Annotated in this window: 11 protein-coding genes; 3 read left to right on the top strand and 8 right to left on the bottom strand. The window is 66.3% G+C overall.

The annotated features are described in order from the left end of the window. Positions 1–472: 472 nt before the first annotated feature. From ACVV2G_RS27460 to ACVV2G_RS27480, 5 genes are all read right to left on the bottom strand, one after another. On the bottom strand, positions 473–817 hold the full coding sequence (locus ACVV2G_RS27460; RefSeq protein ID WP_453845450.1) for a hypothetical protein: 345 nt from the start codon (positions 815–817) through the stop codon (positions 473–475). A 460-nt stretch (positions 818–1277) separates the two neighbouring features. Then, complete coding sequence (locus tag ACVV2G_RS27465) at positions 1278–1763, bottom strand: hypothetical protein (RefSeq protein ID WP_453845451.1); 486 nt, start codon at positions 1761–1763, stop codon at positions 1278–1280. Between the two features lie 142 nt (positions 1764–1905). Beyond that, entirely contained in the window at positions 1906–2226 is a 321-nt protein-coding gene (locus ACVV2G_RS27470; protein ID WP_453845452.1) for a replication initiation protein, RepL2, read from the bottom strand. Then, complete coding sequence (locus ACVV2G_RS27475) at positions 2226–2681, bottom strand: MarR family transcriptional regulator (protein ID WP_453845453.1); 456 nt, start codon at positions 2679–2681, stop codon at positions 2226–2228. The genes ACVV2G_RS27470 and ACVV2G_RS27475 overlap by 1 nt, the downstream gene beginning before the upstream one ends. Positions 2682–3648: 967 nt before the next feature. Then, positions 3649–4023, bottom strand: a complete 375-nt coding sequence (locus tag ACVV2G_RS27480; protein WP_453845454.1) for a PIN domain-containing protein — start codon at positions 4021–4023, stop codon at positions 3649–3651. 17 nt (positions 4024–4040) lie between these two features. Here ACVV2G_RS27480 and ACVV2G_RS27485 point away from each other — a divergent pair, with 17 nt between their 5' ends. Both ACVV2G_RS27485 and ACVV2G_RS27490 read left to right on the top strand, forming a co-directional pair. Beyond that, the gene (locus ACVV2G_RS27485) at positions 4041–4205 is read left to right on the top strand and encodes a hypothetical protein (protein ID WP_453845455.1); all 165 of its coding nucleotides are present in this window, start codon (positions 4041–4043) and stop codon (positions 4203–4205) included. Positions 4206–4379: 174 nt separating this feature from the next. Continuing rightward, positions 4380–4721 (top strand): thioredoxin family protein, encoded by a 342-nt coding sequence (locus ACVV2G_RS27490; RefSeq protein ID WP_453845456.1) that lies wholly within the window; start codon positions 4380–4382, stop codon positions 4719–4721. A 159-nt stretch (positions 4722–4880) separates the two neighbouring features. Here the strand turns inward: ACVV2G_RS27490 and ACVV2G_RS27495 are convergent, their stop codons facing one another. The 3 genes from ACVV2G_RS27495 to ACVV2G_RS27505 all read right to left on the bottom strand — a co-directional run bounded on the left by ACVV2G_RS27495 (position 4881) and on the right by ACVV2G_RS27505 (position 15573). Continuing rightward, positions 4881–5288: an Imm10 family immunity protein gene (locus ACVV2G_RS27495; protein ID WP_453845457.1), complete on the bottom strand. Its 408-nt coding sequence runs from the start codon at positions 5286–5288 to the stop codon at positions 4881–4883. A gap of 5 nt (positions 5289–5293) precedes the next feature. Further along, positions 5294–11842, bottom strand: coding sequence for an RHS repeat domain-containing protein (locus ACVV2G_RS27500; protein ID WP_453845523.1), 6549 nt, complete (start codon positions 11840–11842; stop codon positions 5294–5296). Between the two features lie 125 nt (positions 11843–11967). Further along, positions 11968–15573, bottom strand: a complete 3606-nt coding sequence (locus ACVV2G_RS27505) for a laminin G domain-containing protein (protein ID WP_453845458.1) — start codon at positions 15571–15573, stop codon at positions 11968–11970. Positions 15574–16372: 799 nt separating this feature from the next. Between ACVV2G_RS27505 and ACVV2G_RS27510 the strand changes: the two genes are divergently transcribed. After that, entirely contained in the window at positions 16373–17605 is a 1233-nt protein-coding gene (locus tag ACVV2G_RS27510) for a DEAD/DEAH box helicase (RefSeq protein ID WP_453845459.1), read from the top strand. The last annotated feature ends 67 nt before the right edge of the window (positions 17606–17672 follow it).

Below are 17672 nucleotides of genomic sequence, written 5' to 3' on the forward strand. Positions count from 1 at the left end.
CGGCCTCGCGGTTCGCCTCGCCCATACAGCGCGGTGGCGTAGTTTCAGGCGCGGAGTATGCGACCGAAAGGCGGCCATGCGCGTGAATTGGCGACCCTGCCTCGCAGGTCCTTAATCCCGTATCACCGAACCCACACGAAGAAGAAAGCCCGATCCAGGACACGACACAGAGGACGTTTTCGCGTTACCCACCCACGGTCCGTAGAATGTAGTTTCCACGCCGCGGGTGTCGGTGCAGACCACCTTGGCGCGGTGGGCGCCGACGAAGCCCAGACCGGAGCAGTAGGCGTACCCCGTCTTGCCGGAGGACCATGTGTTGCAGTCCACGGACTGCACTCCGCTTTCACTCGCCGAAGCCGCTGGCGCGGCGAATCCCAGGCCGATGAGAACTCCGGCTGCGATGAGACCGACCCTCTTGATTTTGCTCACCTCTCTGTTCGCTGGACGCTGTTGGCGGACTTGCGCGAGTGGGTCAGCCGAGGTCTACCTGGTAGCCGGTCTTGTACAGGAGTCCGGACCCCGGGCAGGTGTAACTCGACCAGGCGCCGCTTCTGCCGCCCTTCCACGGGCCGTAGAAGACGGTCAGGACGCCACGAATGTCAGTGCAGGTGACCTTGACGCGGTAGCGGTCGAGCGAGGACAGGTCGACGCACTTGGCAGACCCCGTGTTGCCCTTCGCACTCGACGTACAGGTGTACTCGTAGTCGGACGGGGCCCGGGAGGGACCTTCGTCTGCAGACGCCGAGGGAGCGGCGAAAACCCCAGCAGCAACTATCGCTGAAGCCGATGCGAGAACAGTTGCGAACTTATTCTTCACGGTCATCCCTTCGCGGGGCGGGTTCGAAGAGAAAAGCCACCACACCCCCTGATTGGTTGACTTGCCTTGCTTCTGCCGAGCGATCCCGACCATATGCATCTATCGCTCGACCTCGCAACCACCTATCTCGAATTCGCATTCAAGGCAGGCTCTCGATACCCGATAAAGCAAAACGCACACCCTCTTTTTCAAGCCACAAACTGTGCGACCGGAAAAAAGAGCATGGAATTTCAGGAATGCGATATGGGTTAAAATCGGCGACTTAACCCTTTTCGTGGCGCAGTATGAGTTTCTGAGCCGATGGCGCTCACTTATCGATCCGGACCGGCACCACCCGACACCCGAACGGGCGGCACTCAAGGCTCGCGGCTGGCGGGCACAGCAGCAGAGCAGAAGGCCCTCACCAGTTGGTGAGGGCCTTCCCAAGTCTGATCCCGGTCCGCGTGACGCCGACCGGTCGTCAGGCTCCCGCAGCGAGCACCTCTCGGGCGCGGACCACGAAGGCTTCACAGGCATGCTGTGCTGCCTCGCCACGGGCAAGCATGTCGGCCTTGTCAGTAGCGAAGAAAATCTCCCGTGTTTTCACCTGGATCGCAGCAGCCTCCTCGGCGAGGCGCTGAGCCTCATGGCTAAGGGCAGCTAGGCGGAGCCGGAAGACACTGCTGCGGATCTCGACGTAGAGCCGGTATGACTCAGCCCGGGTCGCGAGGGCCGCCTCAGAATCGGGCCCTGCATGCTGGCTTGTCCACCGGTCGTACTGCGCACGCCGGTAATCCTCCGCCAGGGCGATGAAGTCGGTGCACGCATCGAGAAGTCGCTGGTGGCCTCGCTCACGATCAGCGCGTTCTGCGGATCGGGCGGCGCTCTTCTCCTGATACCGGTGTGCGACGACTGCACCGAGCGGCGTTCCGATGACGGCGATGGCCGCCGCAATGACCCCCGACACTCGACCAGCCCACCATCAGGCAAAGGCGCTGAATAGAGCGCGAATCGGCCACCCTCCCCCGCGCCCGGGTCAAGTCCGGCCTCGCTCGCCGTCCGCTGACCAGGTGCTGCGGACGGCCCGCAGAGTTCGGCGCTGTGGTGAGTCAGGCGGTGCGGGAGCGGAGCTGGATGACGGTGCGCTGGCCGGTAGCGCGCTCGCCGAGGCGGTAGATGGGGGAGTTGGAGAGCTTGTCGACGAACTCCAGCCAGCCGTCCTCTACGAGCTGGCCGCGGACGCGGGAGAACAGGCTCGGCGTCCAGCCCAGCTCGTCCTCCGCCAGTTCGCGGGCCGTCTTGCGGACCGCGCCGCCCGGCTCTTTCGGCATGAGCGCGTACAGCTGCAGTACGAGGCGCTGGTTGGGGGTCAAGGCTTTGGAGCGGCGCAGGACCTGTCGCGCCAGTGCCTGCGAATCGTCGGCGGTCATCACGACTGGTCCCCCCTTGCGGGCCCGTTGGCAAGGCCTGGGATGTCGGGCGGGTTGTAGGCCCGGACGGCTTCGCGCTGCTCGGCGGAGGATCCCTGGCTGGCGAGGTAGGGGGTCACCTTGTAGAACTTCTGGCGGCCGAACTCCTCCGCGAAGAACAGCAGCCGGCGCTTGACCAGGGTGCGGATGATCCGGCCCAGCGCGTCGCCCGTCATCCCGTTGCGGCGGGCGATGTACGCGGTGGTCTTCATGACGGGCTGGTCGTATCCCGGTGTGGCACCCACGAACCACTGCAGGATCCGGAACTCCCGGTCGGTCAGGCCGCCGTCCTTCTTGGGTACCGCGGCGAGGGCCTCGAGGCGGGCGTTGTCGATGGTGCTGTAGGAGTCGATGTAGCCGAAGCGGGTCTGCGGCTCGCCGCGGCCGTCGTGCCGTTGGTGCGCGGAGCGCGGCATCGGGAGTCTCCGGTCCCTCGACATGTCCTATGAGTACAGGTGTCACGTTACCTCGTGCCGGATCCGTGAACTGACAGGACATGTACTTCCAGTACATGCATGCTGGTCCTCTGGTCCTGATATCCGGACCGGAGGGCCTGGATGAACAGGTCCGCGAGCCCGTATAAGGCGGTCCACCGACCGGCATATCCGATCTTAGAACCGGTACCCGGACTGGCAAAACACCAGGTCACACAGAGCCCTGGCGTGACTCTGTCTGTATGCGTACAGGAGCGGCCCCACCATCGGGTCGTACGTTCGCAACATTCCCACAGCGTCCGGCGCGTCGCCCAGCCCTCCCTCGTTGATCAGCCCCGGCGGACCCTGACGGCGTCCTCGGCCACAACCCGTGCAGCACCACGGCGCCGCACGTCTACCTCAGCGGGCGGGAGGCCACCCAGCCGTGCGGCCGGCCACGGCCTCACGGCGGCACCCACACCGACCCCAGCCAACACTTCCCGCCCTTTTCCCGTCACGGCCCGAGCCACCCGGGACTCAGCGCCGCTGCTGCTGTCCACGACCCGCACCCGCGTACGGCGCCGCACGCGAAGCGAGGCCAGCCCTCGCCCCCATACCCACCGGCCTCAAGCCCCACCCAGACGTGCGAGGACGAGCCCCAGACTGACCTGCCCTCCCTTCGCCGGCGGGCGGGACCGCGGACCGCCGAGCAGCGCGGGCGAGACCAGCGGCCAGGCGCGGGCAGGGTTCGCCGACGGTGCGGCGGCCAGCAGCGACAGCCCCTGGTCCGCCGGACGGCGGGGAGGCGGCTGACGCCGTTCCACCGAGGGGTACGTACCGCTGCGGTCGATGACCGGCTTGTCGGCGGCCGCCGACCCCCGCGGGCGCGGGGACGACTGCACACCGGGCGCTGACCACAGAAGAGGGCTGTTTCCCACGGGAAACAGCCCCTTGCTTGAGGCGGCGCGGGTCAGGTGGGGTTCAGTGGAGTGATGCCCGTACCCGCGTACAGCTTGGGTTCCAGCGACAGGACGGTGAGCGGCTCCCCCGCCTTGACCGCGTGCCAGGCGATCGCAGCAGCGTGGGCCACCGGCCAGTCCACGTTTGTCCAGTCCATCGCGTCCACCGCGTGCGCCGCGGCGAACGGAACGTTCTCCGCGAACCGCAGGGATGCCGCGTGCTGGCCGGCGCCCGCAACCTGCCGTTCGGCAGCGAGCACGGACAGGGAGGGGATGAGGACACGGCCGGTGCCGCGCGAGGCCTCGATGTAGAGGCCCGTGAAGAAGGAGTCCGCGCGGTACAAGGCGGCCAGAGCCGTGTGGTCCAGGACGGCCGTCAGGTTCACGCGGCGGCGCCGCCCTGATGGGCGCGAACCCTTGCCCAGGCGTCCTGGCCGACCTGCTGCACCTGCTCGGTGTACTCGATGCCGATCTCGCGGGCCGCCTCGACAGCACGCTGCTCCCGCTCGGCCTCGCTCGGACCGTGCTGCAGGCGACGGTGGGAAGCCGGGGCCAGCTGCCAGGCTGAGGATGTCCCGGCCCGCAGGTAAATTGGGGGACTTGCCGTGTCCGTCGCGTTCCGGCGGGTCCGAAGCGCATGTCACGTCTCACACGGCGACTGGGGCCGACCAGGCCTGTGCCTACTTGGGAGTGTCACCCTATAGGCTAAGCACAAAAAAGGGGCGTCTAGACAGCGACTGACATGCCCTTGGTCTACACAGGGATGGTAATGATTAGAGAGCTTCAGAATGCCAGCGACTTTCACCACACGCTGAGCAGCAACACTAGAGTCGTAGTGAACTTCTTCTCCCCCTTTTCAAGGGCATGCGGCCTCATTGAGCCGACCATCGAGCAGCTTGCCAACGAAGCACCCCATATCACTTTCGTGAAAGCTGACATCGAGAAGTTTGAAGAAGTCGGTGCCGAGATTGGTGTCGTCGCCTTTCCGACGTTCATTTTCTTCAAAGATGGCGTGCGACAGGCTAACGTAGTAGTGGGGGCAAACAAGGCGGAACTCGAAAAAGAGGTGAGAGGCTTTTCTTGATCCGACGAGAGAAGTCGGGTTACTGCGGCCCTCTCTCGCCAGGGACGGCTTCAGGGCTTGAATTCCTCTCTTTCATCAACCCGTACCTGCCGAAACTGCACGCATCGGTGCGGCGATCTGAAGAGAAGCGCCTTCAGGTCGCCGCACCAAAGACCCTGATCAAACGTCCAGGACGGTCGGCCTCTTTCGGCTGTCTCCGTACGTCAGAACAGTGCGCAACCCGCTCCTCAGAGCCTCTACGTCCGCGTCCGCGTGGAGTTCGAGCTCAAGGTCTTCATCGGCGAGGGACAACTCGACTGCAGCTTCCGGGCTGAACCGAAAAAAGATCTTCTGGTTGGTTACAGAGGCCCTCTCAATACCCCCGTAACATACAGCGCCTGTCTCGTTCATCACGCAGTAGGTGTCCCACCCCAGCTGACGCTGTTGCGCGTCGGGATCGTTCACGCCGGACTGAAGGGTCAGGTAACTACCTTCGCCCTCATCGTCTTCGGCCATGCCTACCGTGTAACAGTCCTCATCTTTGGTCACCACCGTGACCCTGACTACCCACTGCGCGCTACTTGTCATGCCGCTCATTCTGCACTGCTCCAGGTCTTCCCGTCTGGCGTGATGTACAAGAAGGTGGAACGAGTCTCTTGTGCTGCGCTCCTCATGGATGCCTGACACCCGGTGCAGGCAGGGTTGGTTCCGTAAATGGCCACAGTGTCGCCGGGATTTACCGGGGTCAGGTTCGCGTAGCGGTCGTTGCCGATCTGCACCTTCGGTGTTGCGCCGGACATTCTAGTCACTCGAGCCTCAGTGTGACTCGCCGCAGCATTTCTAGGGTACCCAAGAGCCTTTTCTTCGGGAGTTTGACTTCCACTGCGGACGGTATATGCGTTGAGCAATTCCCCCTTTGCATTGCGCACTTCCACTTCGGCCCAGTGTGTCTTCTTGGTGGTGGGTCCTACGAGGGTTCCGGCATAGGGCTTGTTCTTGCTACGCCACGCCGGGCCACCGAAGATCGCCGCCAGGGCGCTAGGTACTTGGTAGGAGTCGCTACTGTTGTCGTAGCCGCCCTCTTCTGCGATCCAGTTGTCGAATTGGGAGCCATAGTCGCAGCCAGGTGTTCCTGGCCCGCCGCCGTCACCTCTGCAGTCTTCATCAAATGGCCAGGCGAAATATTCGGCCATATGTGGGGCGTTACTGACGAGCCCGTAGAACGACTCCCCAACGCCCTTACAGATGTCAGAAAGGAATCCCCAGTCGTTGCATCCTCCTTCGCTCTTCGGCTTTCCCTGAACGATGACGATGGAAAATACTTCGTCAGCTTTTTCGCCGCCTCCTGAGTCGCCGTCATTTCCAGGTGATCCGTCACCGCTGTTGCCGCCGCCCCTACTAGGCTTAGGGCCAGGTCCGCATTCGTTCCAGCCGCCTTCACAATCGGCAAGCCTTGTCCCGGTCGGGTCCGAGTGAGTCGAGGGGTTGTTGGCAGCGTAGCTGTAGCCATTCAGGGTCTGTGGCTTGTCGAGTTCGAGCAGGGGGTCGACACTGATGAATTGGCCGGTCGCGGGATCGTATTCACGGGCGCTGATGTGAGTGAGGCCTGTGTTCGTGTCACGGGTTTTTCCCAAGAAGCCCTTGTCATCGGGCCAGGGGCCGTATTTGGGCTTGCCGCGGGTTTCTCCGAAAGGGGAGGTGTAACGCTTGGTGAACTGCTGGTCGAGTCGGTCGATGGCCAGGCTAGAGGTGCCGTGGTGGTCGCTGACGAGGAAGGTGACCTTGTTGGTGCCAGTCTGGTTGGAGCGCAGGGCGGCGGTCACGCCGTCGGCGGCGTAGTAGCGCTGGGCCCAGGTGGTGCCGTTGGCACGAAGGTGAAGTTCGGTGGAACCGGCGTACAGGATGCGCTCGCCGTTTTCGGTGGCGCGGATGAGGAGAGTTCCGTCGACGCCGTACAGGTAGTCGGTGGACTGGTCATCCTCGGTGAGCCGGGTGAGTTTGCCCTCTTCCGACCAGGCCAGGTCCTGCGTGGTGTTGTCGGCTACGCCAGGGCGCTTAGTGGTGTTGCCGGTGGTGTCGTAGGTGTAGGTGTGCTCGGGGCTGGTGCAGTCGGTTTTGGTGGTGGTGCCGGTCAGGGTGTGGGGCTGGTCCTTGTTGGTGTAGCAGTAGGTGGTCTTGGTAGTGGCGGTGCTGGTGTGCTGAGTTTCGGTGGTGCGCTGACCCGCGGTGTTGTAGGTGTAGCTGGTCCAGTAGGGGGCCGGGCCCGACAGTGAGGTGGCGCTGCGGGGGTCGGTGCACTTCTGGGAGGCGGGGGTCCAGGCTTCGGTGAGCCGCTGGTGGGCGTCGTAGGTGAAGCACTGAGTTTCGGCACTGCTGGTGCCGCCGAGGGTAGTGGGGTCGCTGATGGAGGTGACGTTGCCGGCCTGGTCGTAGCTGTAGTTCAGGTCTTGCAGCTGGTAGGGGTGTGTCTGGTCCTGGGTGTAGCTGCGGGTGAGGCGGCCGGTGCCTTCTTCATAGCGGTTGGCGATGTAGACCTGGTCTTCGCCGGTGCCCATGGTAAGCATTTGTGGTTCGGTCAGAGCCGAGTAGTCGATTTTGGTGAGGTAGGTGCCGATCTCGGTGAGGTTGCCGAGGTCGTTGTAGTCGTAGCCGACGGTTTCGGCTGGCAGGCCGCCGAGGGCCGGGTCTTTGGTCTGTTTCAGCGTGCCGTCGATGTTGTAGTGGGTCTCGAAGGGCAGCGTGGCCGGTTGGCCGGCCTTGACGATCGGGTCGCTGGTGGGCAGTTGCAGTTCGGTGTTGGTGGCGCGGCCCATGCTGTCGTAGGCGGTGACTGTCTTGGTGTAGGCGGCGCCGCTCTTGCCGCCGATGTAGCGGGTGGTCGAGGTCGGCTGGCCCTTGAGGAGGGTGTCGTAGGTGTAGCCGGTGAGCTGGTTCGCGTCCGTCTTCGATCCGGCCCAGGTGCCGGTGGGACGGCCCAACTCGTCGTAGGCGCTCACGACCGACTTGCCGCGGGAGTCGGTGGCCTTGGTGATCTGGTCGAGAGCGTTGTACTGGGTGGTTGCCTTGCCCTTGTCCGGGTCGTCGGCGCTGGTCTGGCGGCCGAACAGGTCGTAGCCATAGGACCAGGTGGCACCGTCCGGGCCGGTGATCGTCTTCTGACGGTTGCCGAGGTCGTAGGTGAATTCTGTCGACGTGTAGTTGGCGCCGGGGCCGGTGCCGAAGTCGGCGTCGGCGGGGCTTTCGCCGGCGTAGTTGCGGGTTTCGGTGGTGCGGCCGCGGATGTCGGTGATGGTGCGTTGTGCGGAGCCGCCGTCGAGGGCCGTGGTGGCGGTGGAGTCGCCGGTGTAGCTGGTTGTGGTGGCCCACTTTTTGACGCCGCCGACGTACAGGGTGCTGGTGGTCGGCCGGCCGGCGCCGTCGAAGGCGGTCTCCGTCTGGGTCGGGGCGCGGCCGTACTCTGCGCGGGTGTAGGTGCCGTTGGGGGTGCTGGCGCTGTCGAAGATGTCGGCGAACGTTTCGTAGGCCAGGCCGCGGGTGTCGTAGTGCGTGTCCGTCAGCAGCCGTCCGCCCTGCGGGGTGGGCGACTGGGCCTGAAGGGGGCGCAGCAGGGCGTCGTAGAGGGTGTAGCTGGTGGTGTAGGTGTCCTTGTTGGTCAGGGTGGAGGTGGAGACCCAGGACGCTTTGGTGTTGTCGAGGTGGTAGGTGAACTTGATGTTCGGGATTTGGCTGCCGCTGGAGCGGTTGGGCAGCCACACCTCGGTGACCCGGCCGAGCGCGTCGTAGTGCTGCTCGGTCTTCTTCGAGTTGATGTCGTAGCTGCGCAGTGCCAAGCCGCGGCGGGGGTCGAGATAGGTGACCGAGCGGTAGCCCTTGGGGTCGGTCGAGAGCGTTCTGGTGAGGGGGCCGGTGTCGGCGGGTGTGTAGGCGGTGGAGGTGGTGCGTCCTGCGGTGTCGGTGACGGCCAGCGGGCGGCCCAGGGTGTCGTAGGTGGTGGTGGCGGTGGTCTGCCAGCCGGACGGCAGCCGTTGCCCGTCGCCGCTGGCGGTGGCCGTGTAGCCGGTGGCGCGACCAGCCCAGGTGACTTGTCCCTTGGTGGGCTTCTGGGTGGCCAGCCAGGTCGTGGCGTCGGCCTTGTCGTAGACGGCCGCGGTGTCGGCGAGGACGTCACCGGAGGTGGCACTGGTGGCGGGCAGGTTCAGGCTGGCGTCGGTGACCGAGCACGTCTTGGCGACGGTGCGGGTCCGGGAGACCAGGCTGGTGATGCCGGCGTCCGCGTTGCGGGCGTACCAGGTGCGGGTGCAGGTTTCGTCGCCGCTCAGGCCGGCCTGGCCCCAGTCGTCGGCGGCGTACACCATGCCGAGGTCGTCGTACTTCTGGCCGGTGGTGTGGGTGCGCCAGGTTTTGGAGCCGGTGAGGTAGGTGCTGGTGTAGGTGGAGGAGTTGCGGACCCACAGGGCGGTGTGGTCGGCGGCGTCCGGCACCGTCTGGGTGGCGGTGTTCTTGTAGGTGTAGTTCTTGAAGACGCTGCTGATGGGCTGGGTGCCGTTGTAGGTGACCTGTTGGCGCAGGCTTCCCTTGTACCGATCGCTGTCGTACGGGGCGGAGAAGTCGACGTCCGTGTCGAGCAGCGGTGGGACGGTGACGGACTTGGTGGTGCCGTCCTTCTTCTTGTCGCCGTGCATGCCCTGCATGTAGAGCGAGACGGTCTTGGAGCGGATGCCGCCGGCGGCGCCGGTGTAGGCGGTGACCTGGCGGTAGCCGCGCCAGTCCGACCAAGTCCGCTCGTCCTTCGGAGTGAATGGGTCGTCGTTGTGGTGCCAGGCGGCGCCGCTGTAGAAGTAGGCGTGCTCCACGGCCGGGTTGCTGGCCGCGGGGTCGTGGACGCCGACGGCGCTGACGCGGTACTTGTGGAACCAGTCGATCGCCGCGTTCTCGGCGCCGTTGATGTGCCAGTACTGGGGGTAGCAGGAGCGGGTGTTGGTGTCCGGTGCCGCGTCCAGGACCTCGCTGCGTACACACTCCGGGGACGAGAGGGTGACCTCGGTGATCGCACCTGTTTCGGAGGTTACGGTGGAGATCCGGGGGCGGGTCAGAGGCAGGATGTCGTCGGTGGCGTCGACCCGGTTCGGTCGCATCTGGTAGGTGAACGCGATCGGGTCGCCCGTGATGGCCGTGTCGCCGGCTTTCGCGGTGCGCTTGAGCGACTTCAGGGTCAGGACCTGGTCGGAGCTGTCGCCGATGTCACCGCCGTCCAGGTACTGCCCAGTCAGATCCCAGGAGTCCACCGGGTCGTACGCGCTGCTGGTGGCGTCGTAGGAGAAGGTGTCGATGCCGGTCAGCCGCTTACGTGTGAAAAAGGATGTACCGGCCGCATTGCACTCGTCGTCGTCCTTGGAACAGATCGCATCGAACGGCACGTCCGGCCAGTTCTCCGCAGTGTCCTTGGTCAGACTGGCGCAGTCGGATGCGGTGCAGCGCTCGGCGTAGGTGAAGGTGACCTTGGCGTCGGCCTTGTCGGTGAACAGGGCGTCCTGGCGCAGCCCGTACTCGATGCGGTTGAGGTAGCCGCCGCGGGTGTAGGAGGTGCTGGCCTTGGTGGCCTTGTTCTTCTTGTAGTAGTTGGATTCCTTGGTGTACCAGTACGTGGACGCGTTGCCGCGGGTGTCTTCGACGTAGTCGAGGTTCCAGCGCCAGGCCTGGGTCAGGGCGCGGTCGGCGAAGGCGTCACCGCCGCTGTAGCCGGGTTCACCGGAGTCGTCGCCGAAGACCGGAACGGTCCAGGTCGAGTTGGTGCGCTGGGTGTCGGCGCCGTCGAGCTTGTTCTTGCCGAAGACGTACTTGGTGCCGTCGCCGGTAATGACGGTCCAGTACTCGCCGTTGTCGTCGCCGTTGTCCGCTCCGGTGGAGCGGATCACGGTAGAAGCGTCGTCATTCTCCAAGTGCCACTTGTCGCTGTCGTCGTCCTTGACCAGGCGGGTCGACTTGCCGTTGAGGACCAAGCGTGCGTTGTCGTACTTCCAGCACTGGTCGAAGACGTCGTCGTGTCCGTCGTCGTCGCAGGAGCCGTAAGTGCGGGTGATGTAGGACTCGGTGAGCGCGAAACCCTCACCCACCGTTGTCGTCTGGTTGTTCGTGGTGGCGGTGCGGCCGTCGACGCTGCCCGAGTCGTAGGACAGGGACAGGGGCGGCACTGGGCCTGCCGCGGCGGGCGGCATGGTGAAGTCGTGGGACCAGGTAAAGGAGCCCGAGCTGCCGCCGGCCTGCCAGGACGAGGACTCCGACAGCTTCGTCGCCGAGTAGTCCCCCGCGCCCTTGGGTGACTGGCCCGCACCCGCCGAAGCAGCGGTGACCGCCAGCACTGTCGCACCGGAAGCGGCACTGCCCGACTCGCCGAGCATCTGAGTGGACGCGCCGCTGTTCCCCTTATCCAGGCGGACCTTCGCCGCGACGGTCTGGTCGTTGAGGTCGTTGTCGGATGCCAGCGGGGTCTGCTTGCGGCACTCCGGCTTGTCCGGGGTGGTCAGCGCGCACGCCGGCAGTTGCACAAGGCGCAGGCGCTGGGACCAGCCGCCGCCGACCGCGGAGGCGAAGCCGCTGTAGTCGACCTGGACGTCTGCTGCGCCGGGGATGTCTGCTGCGGCCGTCAGGAGCACGCCCATCACGCCAGCACGGCGGGCCGTCTTCTGGTCCAGGACCGTGATCTGGGCCTGGCCCGCTGCCGCGGCAGCAGACGATGCGGAGCGTGAAGCGGGTGCGGCTGCCGGGCTCAGGGTGACGGGGACCCCGCCCGGCGCCGCCTTGCGTTCAGCGCCGGGTTTGAGCGGAAGTGTCGCGGTACCGCGCTTGGGCCAGTCGGCTTTGCGGTCCGTCGTCGCGTGCTTGGCCTGCTCCGCGTTGGTCTTGCGTTCCTTGTCAACTTTCGCGCGTGCCTTCTTCGCCCCGGGCCCGTCGAAGGCCTTGACCTTGGTGACCGGGGTTTTGGGCACATCGGGGCGGCCCAGGCCATCCGGGCCGGCGGCCTGAGCCACCTGTGCCAGGCCGGTGGGCACGATCAGCGCCAAGGCCAGCGACTGCGCCAGCAGACGGCCCGTCCGGCGCTGGGCCTTTCCACGCCTCCTTGATGTGCCTCTGCCAAATATCATCGTTCTCGCCCCACCCAGTTCCTGAATCAAAAGGTCCCGCACGTCGTTCACCGACCACAGCCGCGACTGGCATGTCGTCGTCAGGTGAGGACAGCCGGCCTGCGGCTGTCCTCACCGGTCACCCGTCAGTCGCCCACGGTCTCGCCGACCTGCTCGGAGGTGGCCATCGCACCGGCCCACATGCGTACCTCGCCCACGCGGCCGGGCAGGTAGTGCTGCCACTTACCGGTGGTGAAGCCCGTGCCCACAGCGAAATCGCCCGATCCGATCTTCGCGGTGAATGCCTGGGTGTCCCCGTTGGCGACACTGCCGACGTAGAGGCTGATCGTGCCTTCTCGGGTGTCGAAGACACCGGTCAGGCGGACCATGCCGTCCAGAGCAGCGCTTTCTTCTGAGATCACCGCGCTGAATGTGCCGTCGGTGTTGAGCCGGCCGAAGTACCAGTAGCCCTCCGGGACGGTCTTCTCCTCCAGCGTTTCCTCGTCGAACACCGTCGTGCTGCCGGTCCGCTTGTACCAGATTCCCCATGCCGAACCGTCCGCGGTGCGCTGGCCCAGGACCTGCCCGGTGTAGCCGACCGGCTTGGAGGCGAGCTTCTCCGGGTCCAGGGCCGCCAGCGTGGTGACGGTGAATGAACCCGTGTCGTCCACCAGCGGCCCCGAGGCGGTGGCCGTGTCATCCACGCCGTCGAGGACGATCGCTTCCCCGTCCAGCGACGCGCCGCCGGCCAGCGTCAGTGTTCTGCCGTAGCCGGATGTGGTGTCCTGAACGGTGCTGCCGCTGGCGCGGTCGGCCGACCAGTCCGCGATGAGTTCGACGGCAGCGCGGTTCGGAGAGTTCATCGGACGTGCCTCGTCGCTGATCTCCGCAGGTGTGAGGGCTCGTTGCCACACTGTGGTCTCGTCGATGGAGCCGGCGAAGTAGTCGGTGGGGGCATCAGCCCACATGGCCCGGCCGATCTGCAGGGCGCCGGTCGTCTGCCAGGGGGTCCCGGAGTCGGTGGTGGCCTGCAGTTTCCCGTTGAGGTAGAGACGGATCTCCTTGTTCGTGGCGTCGTGTACGCCCACGACGTGGGTCCATACTCCGCGTGGCGTGGCCTGCGGGGCGGTGGCCTTGTGGAGGTTTCCGTCGGCGTCCAGTGCGCTCAGGCTCCAGGTGTTGGCTCCGCCGCCGGCGTAGGACAGGCCGAACGGGGTGTACTTCTTCGCGAACGGGCTGGGGTTGTCCGGTATCTGGCCGAGCACCGTCATGGTGTGGTTGACGCCGGTATCGACGCGGACCCAGGCGGAAAGGGTGTAGGAGGCCCGGGTCTCCACCACCGGTGTGCTGGTGGTCGCGTATCCGGTACTCCCGTTGAGCGCCATCCCCTTGTCGGTGACCGGTGTCTCCAGCGGGACGTCGTCCGCGTTGTGCGTGATCACTCCGCGTCGGCCTCGGTTGTCCCGGACCGCGCTCCCGGCCAGGCTCGCGTCGTCACGGCCGTCCGTGGTGGCGGAGTCCACCGCGGTTCCGCTCGTCTCAGTGAAGTGCCACTTGCCGATGGGCTTGTCACCGGCCGCGACAAGGAAGTCGACCACGGACTGGGAGCCCCAGCCGAGGGTGTCCTTGGCCCGCACATAGACGCGGTGCAGGCCGGCCCGTGCAGGCGTGATCTTCGCCGAGGCAGTTGCGCCCTTCAGCTCGGCGGACCAGGCGGATGCGGAAGACAGCTTGTACTGGTAAACGGTGTTGGTGTCCCCCGAGGCGGGCTTGAAGGTGAACGTGCCGGGCGTTCCCGGTCCGCCTCCGGCCGCGCAGGCGTTGGTCGTGCACTCGCTGTACGGAGCCCCGATGGTGACCTGGGGGGCCTTGGGCTGGGTCGTATCGATCCGGAAGTAGCAGAAACCGTCGGAGGCGGTGCTGCTCAGATGGCTCGAGCCGTAGTACGACCACGTCCACGCGTGGTACCGGTACAGCTTGCCGTCGGCCAGCTTCGACCACTTCAGGGACAGCGCCCGGTTGTCCGCCACGTAGCCCGTGGAAGGACTGAGGGAACCATTGCCCGGGGCGACGTCCGTCCAGGTCTTGTCGGCGTTCTGCACATCGACGTCGAAGTAGACCCGCAGCTGCGCGTCCTCGTCGCCGCCCGACTTGGTCTGTGCGGTGGCCTTCAGCGTCGGCTCCGGGTACGACACGATCGCCGGATCGGCCGCGTTGGGCTCACACACCGGCGTCGTGCTGGATCCTCCGCCCTGCAGGCCGACGCCGGTGGGCTTGTCCGGCAGGCCGACGAAGTCCACCGCGAGGACGGCGTCGTTCTTGAACCGCTTCCAGGCGGAGGTGTCCGACTCATCGTGAGCGCGGACTTCGAGGGTCAGCCGGGAGAACTTGCCGGCCGCGAAGTCCCGCACCGTCGGCGTGAGGTTCTCGTTCGACTCTTCCGGATTGTCGTTGAACTCGATCGGCGCGTCCGGCGAATCGGGGTCGCACAGTGAGCCGCGGCCGGCTGACACCCACCGGTCGACCATCCAGTCCAGTTCCTTGGGACGCGAGGACCAGGTGGTGGACGAGGAGATGTTGTTCGTGCGCACAAGGTCCACCCAGCGCGGATCGCACTGAAACGCCCACGGCTCCGTAATCCGGAAGGTGGCGTCCAGGACCTTCTTGCCCGCGAGTTTGGCAGGGGAGAACTCGAAGTACAGCTTCTGTACATAGCCCGGGCCGCAGTAGTAGCCGGACCAGGAACCGCATTTGCCGGCACCCTTGCCGTGGCCGTCGTCGCCGTTGCCCCAGCCGTAGGACTCGTAGCCGTCGCTGCGCAGCAGGGTGCGTTCCGACTCTCCCCACGTCACGGTCGGGTCGATGAACACCGGGAACGCCGACTCGTCGGTGGCGGTCAGCATGTCCGCGTCCGGGATCACCGACAGCTTGCCCTTGCCGACCTCGACGTCCATCCGGGCCACGGTGTCCCCCTGGCCCGGCTCCAGACCCGACCCGGACGGCGCCGTCTCCGACGGATCCGACGGCTCTACCGTCTGAGTGCCATCATCGGTGCCAGCGGCGTCCCCGGTCAGCAGCTGGGGCTGCGCGCCGCCCGTGGCGTCCTGGCCCGCCGAGTCCCACATCCGCGCCGGTGGCGCCTTGAACACGGTGGTTCCGTTGCCGTCGAGAGCAGCCAGGTTACCGGCCGCACCCTCACGGACCGTGAGGTTGCTGGTCTTGAGACCGAAGGTGAGCTTCTCCAGTTCCTCGCTGGCTGCCGCTTCGGGGGTCTTCACCACCAGCACGTGCTGGAAGCTCTCCGGGGTCGCGGTGACCTGCAGATCGACACCCGGCAGAACCTCCGGGTACACAGCGCTGGAGCCGTCCAGACGCGGGGCGGGCAGCTGGCCCGGCCAGCTCAGGGCCAGGGACCGGCCCTCGTCCTCGATCCGCGCCAGCGGGGCAGCGTCACCACCGCCGGAGAACACCATCTGCACGGCAGCACCCTTCGGGCCCACCGTGCCATCCGACCGCTTCTCCAGCGTCGCGTCCGGCGCCTTCCAGCCACCGTCCGACGCCGGCACACGCACCGGGACGACCGATTCTTCCAGCGTGAACGTGTAGCCGTCGGGGTTGGCGAACACCGTGGTCCGCTCCGTCCGCTCCCCCGTCACCTCCACCCGCTGGCCGGTCTCCTGCGCCTGCTCGAGAGCCTTCTGCCCGTCCGACAACGGCGAGGCGGGCGGCTCGTCACCTGCCGCATAGGCCATCGGACCAGGCAGGAGAGCCGCGAGCACCGCCGCACACACCACCGCGGTCATGCCCGCGTTGGCACAGCGACCACGTCCACGTCTTCCGCCAGGTTCCCCTGCACGGCCCTTTGGCCCGGGCCCCACTCCCCGCCCATCCCGCAACCGGGTCCACATCCCCGCCACACCCCACCCACAAGATTTACAAAGTAGCCAGGGGTAACTAACGCCTCAACAGAACGCCAGGTCAACGGGCAGGAAACGGACAACAACACGCCAAGTTCCGGAAGGCCATGTGAGGAACCCGACGTTTACCCAGGGTTGTACGGGAAGAGATCACACCTCCGCATCTATACCGGCACGGCAAGATCAACTTGGTTGCTGACCGAACAGGCACCCTGGTGGAGACCGTCGTCAACTGACTGCTGGCCCACTGCTGGATCCGACGCCACAACCCCGACCGTCAAGAGGCCGACTCTGACCGTCAGCGCCACCAGCGGCGGCAGCAGGCGCTGCCACCTGAACCGACGGCCCACGGGACGGACGCGAGCGTGGGGTACCGAGGGCGGCAGGGTGGGGCCCGGCAGCACCGGCGGGTGTGCCTACGCGCCCATTCGCGAAGTCGGGGCCCGTCTGGCGGCCGACGCCGTGTCTGAGCAGGGCACGGTGGTAGACGTGGGTGCGGCACCGACTACTACCTGGCCGGCGTACTCGACCAGCTGCCTTACCGCCCTCTACCGGGTCCAGTGCTGGGATGACGGCGACAGTTGGAAGATCGACGCGCGGGGTGAGGGAGTGGGGTCCCCCCAACACCACGGACGTGCCGGAGCTGGTCGACTGGGTGCGGCCGTTAGACAAGGTCACCGTGTTCGCCACCTACGCCTCCCTCGGGCTGGGCACGCTGGAGCGCGCCCACCAGGAGGGCCTTCCGGGGTGGGACCTGATCGTCGTGGACGAAGCCCACCGAACTTCGGGCCGGATCGGTGAGCCGTGGGCCGTCGTGCACGACAACGCCCGTATCCCGTCGCTTCGGCGCCTGTTCATGACAGCCACGCCCCGCCTGTGGCAGCTCGGGGACGAGGACGTGGCCGGCACACCCGGCGAGCTGGTCGCGAGTATGGAAGACGACCCCGCAGGACCCTTCGGCAGCAGGACGTTCACGCTGACTCTCGGAAACGATCGACCGCGGAATCTGCGAGCCCTACCAGGTGGTGTGTGTGGACATCACCGACACCCAGCTCCAGGCCGCCCAGCTTTCGGCACCGAGGCACGTTCGGACGCGGTCCGCGGAGCCCGGCTCGCCGCCCTGCAGACCGCGCTGCTCAGGGCGTCGTCGGAGGAGGGATTTCGGCGCACGCTCGTCTTCCACCACGCCGTCAAGGAAGCCGAGGCGTTCGCGGCCGGCCTTCCCGACGTCGCCGCGAAACTGCACGCCAACGACCCCGGGCTGTTCCCGAAGACGGTCCGGGCCGACTGGTTGTGCGGTGACCACAATCCGGGCCACCGGCGCCGGGTCCTCGCCGAGTTCGCGGCTGGCGTCGCCACCGACGGCACCGCTCAACCCCGAGCACGCACACTGGCGGCGCGGCATCGAGGCAGCGACCGTCTACGTCCGCGAGCACGGCGACCTGCGCAGGGCACAGGCCAACTGGCCGATGGCGCTGTCGCCGTCCGGCACCTCTTTGAGGCGCCGGACCTTGTGAACGGTGGACATGCTGAGAAGTCAGGCCGGGGTGGCCTGCAGCTCTGCCCAGGCGGGGCGCAAGTGTGCGGTCAGCCTGCTGGTGGTACAGGCTCGCGTTACGACGGCTCCGAGGAGACCGGTGCAGCCAACGACGAGGACGGCGTCGGCCGGCTTCATACCCTTGGTGATCAGTACGGTCACGAAGAGGATTATGACCGTGACACCCGCGGCGGCGACTTCGCCTACTACAGCGACATCGCCGCCTTCATGGCCGGCCTGCCCCTCCCGGAAGCCTCACCGACCCGCTGGATCGACGGAGCACAGCACACACGGTGGCGATGGCGCTTGGTCACCGCCCGCCGCTCCTGATCGTCGCGAGGAGGCTGTTGCCTCATGCTGGCAGCGCCTACTGGCGGGCTGCGGGGATGAACAGACG

The organism is Streptomyces sp. JK94, assembly GCF_053613315.1.

Bases quoted from the DNA above. Each gene is read 5' to 3' on its own strand.
- ACVV2G_RS27495 (WP_453845457.1), bottom strand. From the start codon at position 5,288: ATGACAAGTAGCGCGCAGTGGGTAGTCAGGGTCACGGTGGTGACCAAA.
- ACVV2G_RS27470 (WP_453845452.1), bottom strand. From the start codon at position 2,226: ATGACCGCCGACGATTCGCAGGCACTGGCGCGACAGGTCCTGCGCCGC.
- ACVV2G_RS27505 (WP_453845458.1), bottom strand. From the start codon at position 15,573: ATGGCCTATGCGGCAGGTGACGAGCCGCCCGCCTCGCCGTTGTCGGAC.
- ACVV2G_RS27490 (WP_453845456.1), top strand. From the start codon at position 4,380: ATGCCCTTGGTCTACACAGGGATGGTAATGATTAGAGAGCTTCAGAAT.
- ACVV2G_RS27485 (WP_453845455.1), top strand. From the start codon at position 4,041: ATGGGCGCGAACCCTTGCCCAGGCGTCCTGGCCGACCTGCTGCACCTG.
- ACVV2G_RS27500 (WP_453845523.1), bottom strand. From the start codon at position 11,842: ATGATATTTGGCAGAGGCACATCAAGGAGGCGTGGAAAGGCCCAGCGC.
- ACVV2G_RS27475 (WP_453845453.1), bottom strand. From the start codon at position 2,681: ATGCCGCGCTCCGCGCACCAACGGCACGACGGCCGCGGCGAGCCGCAG.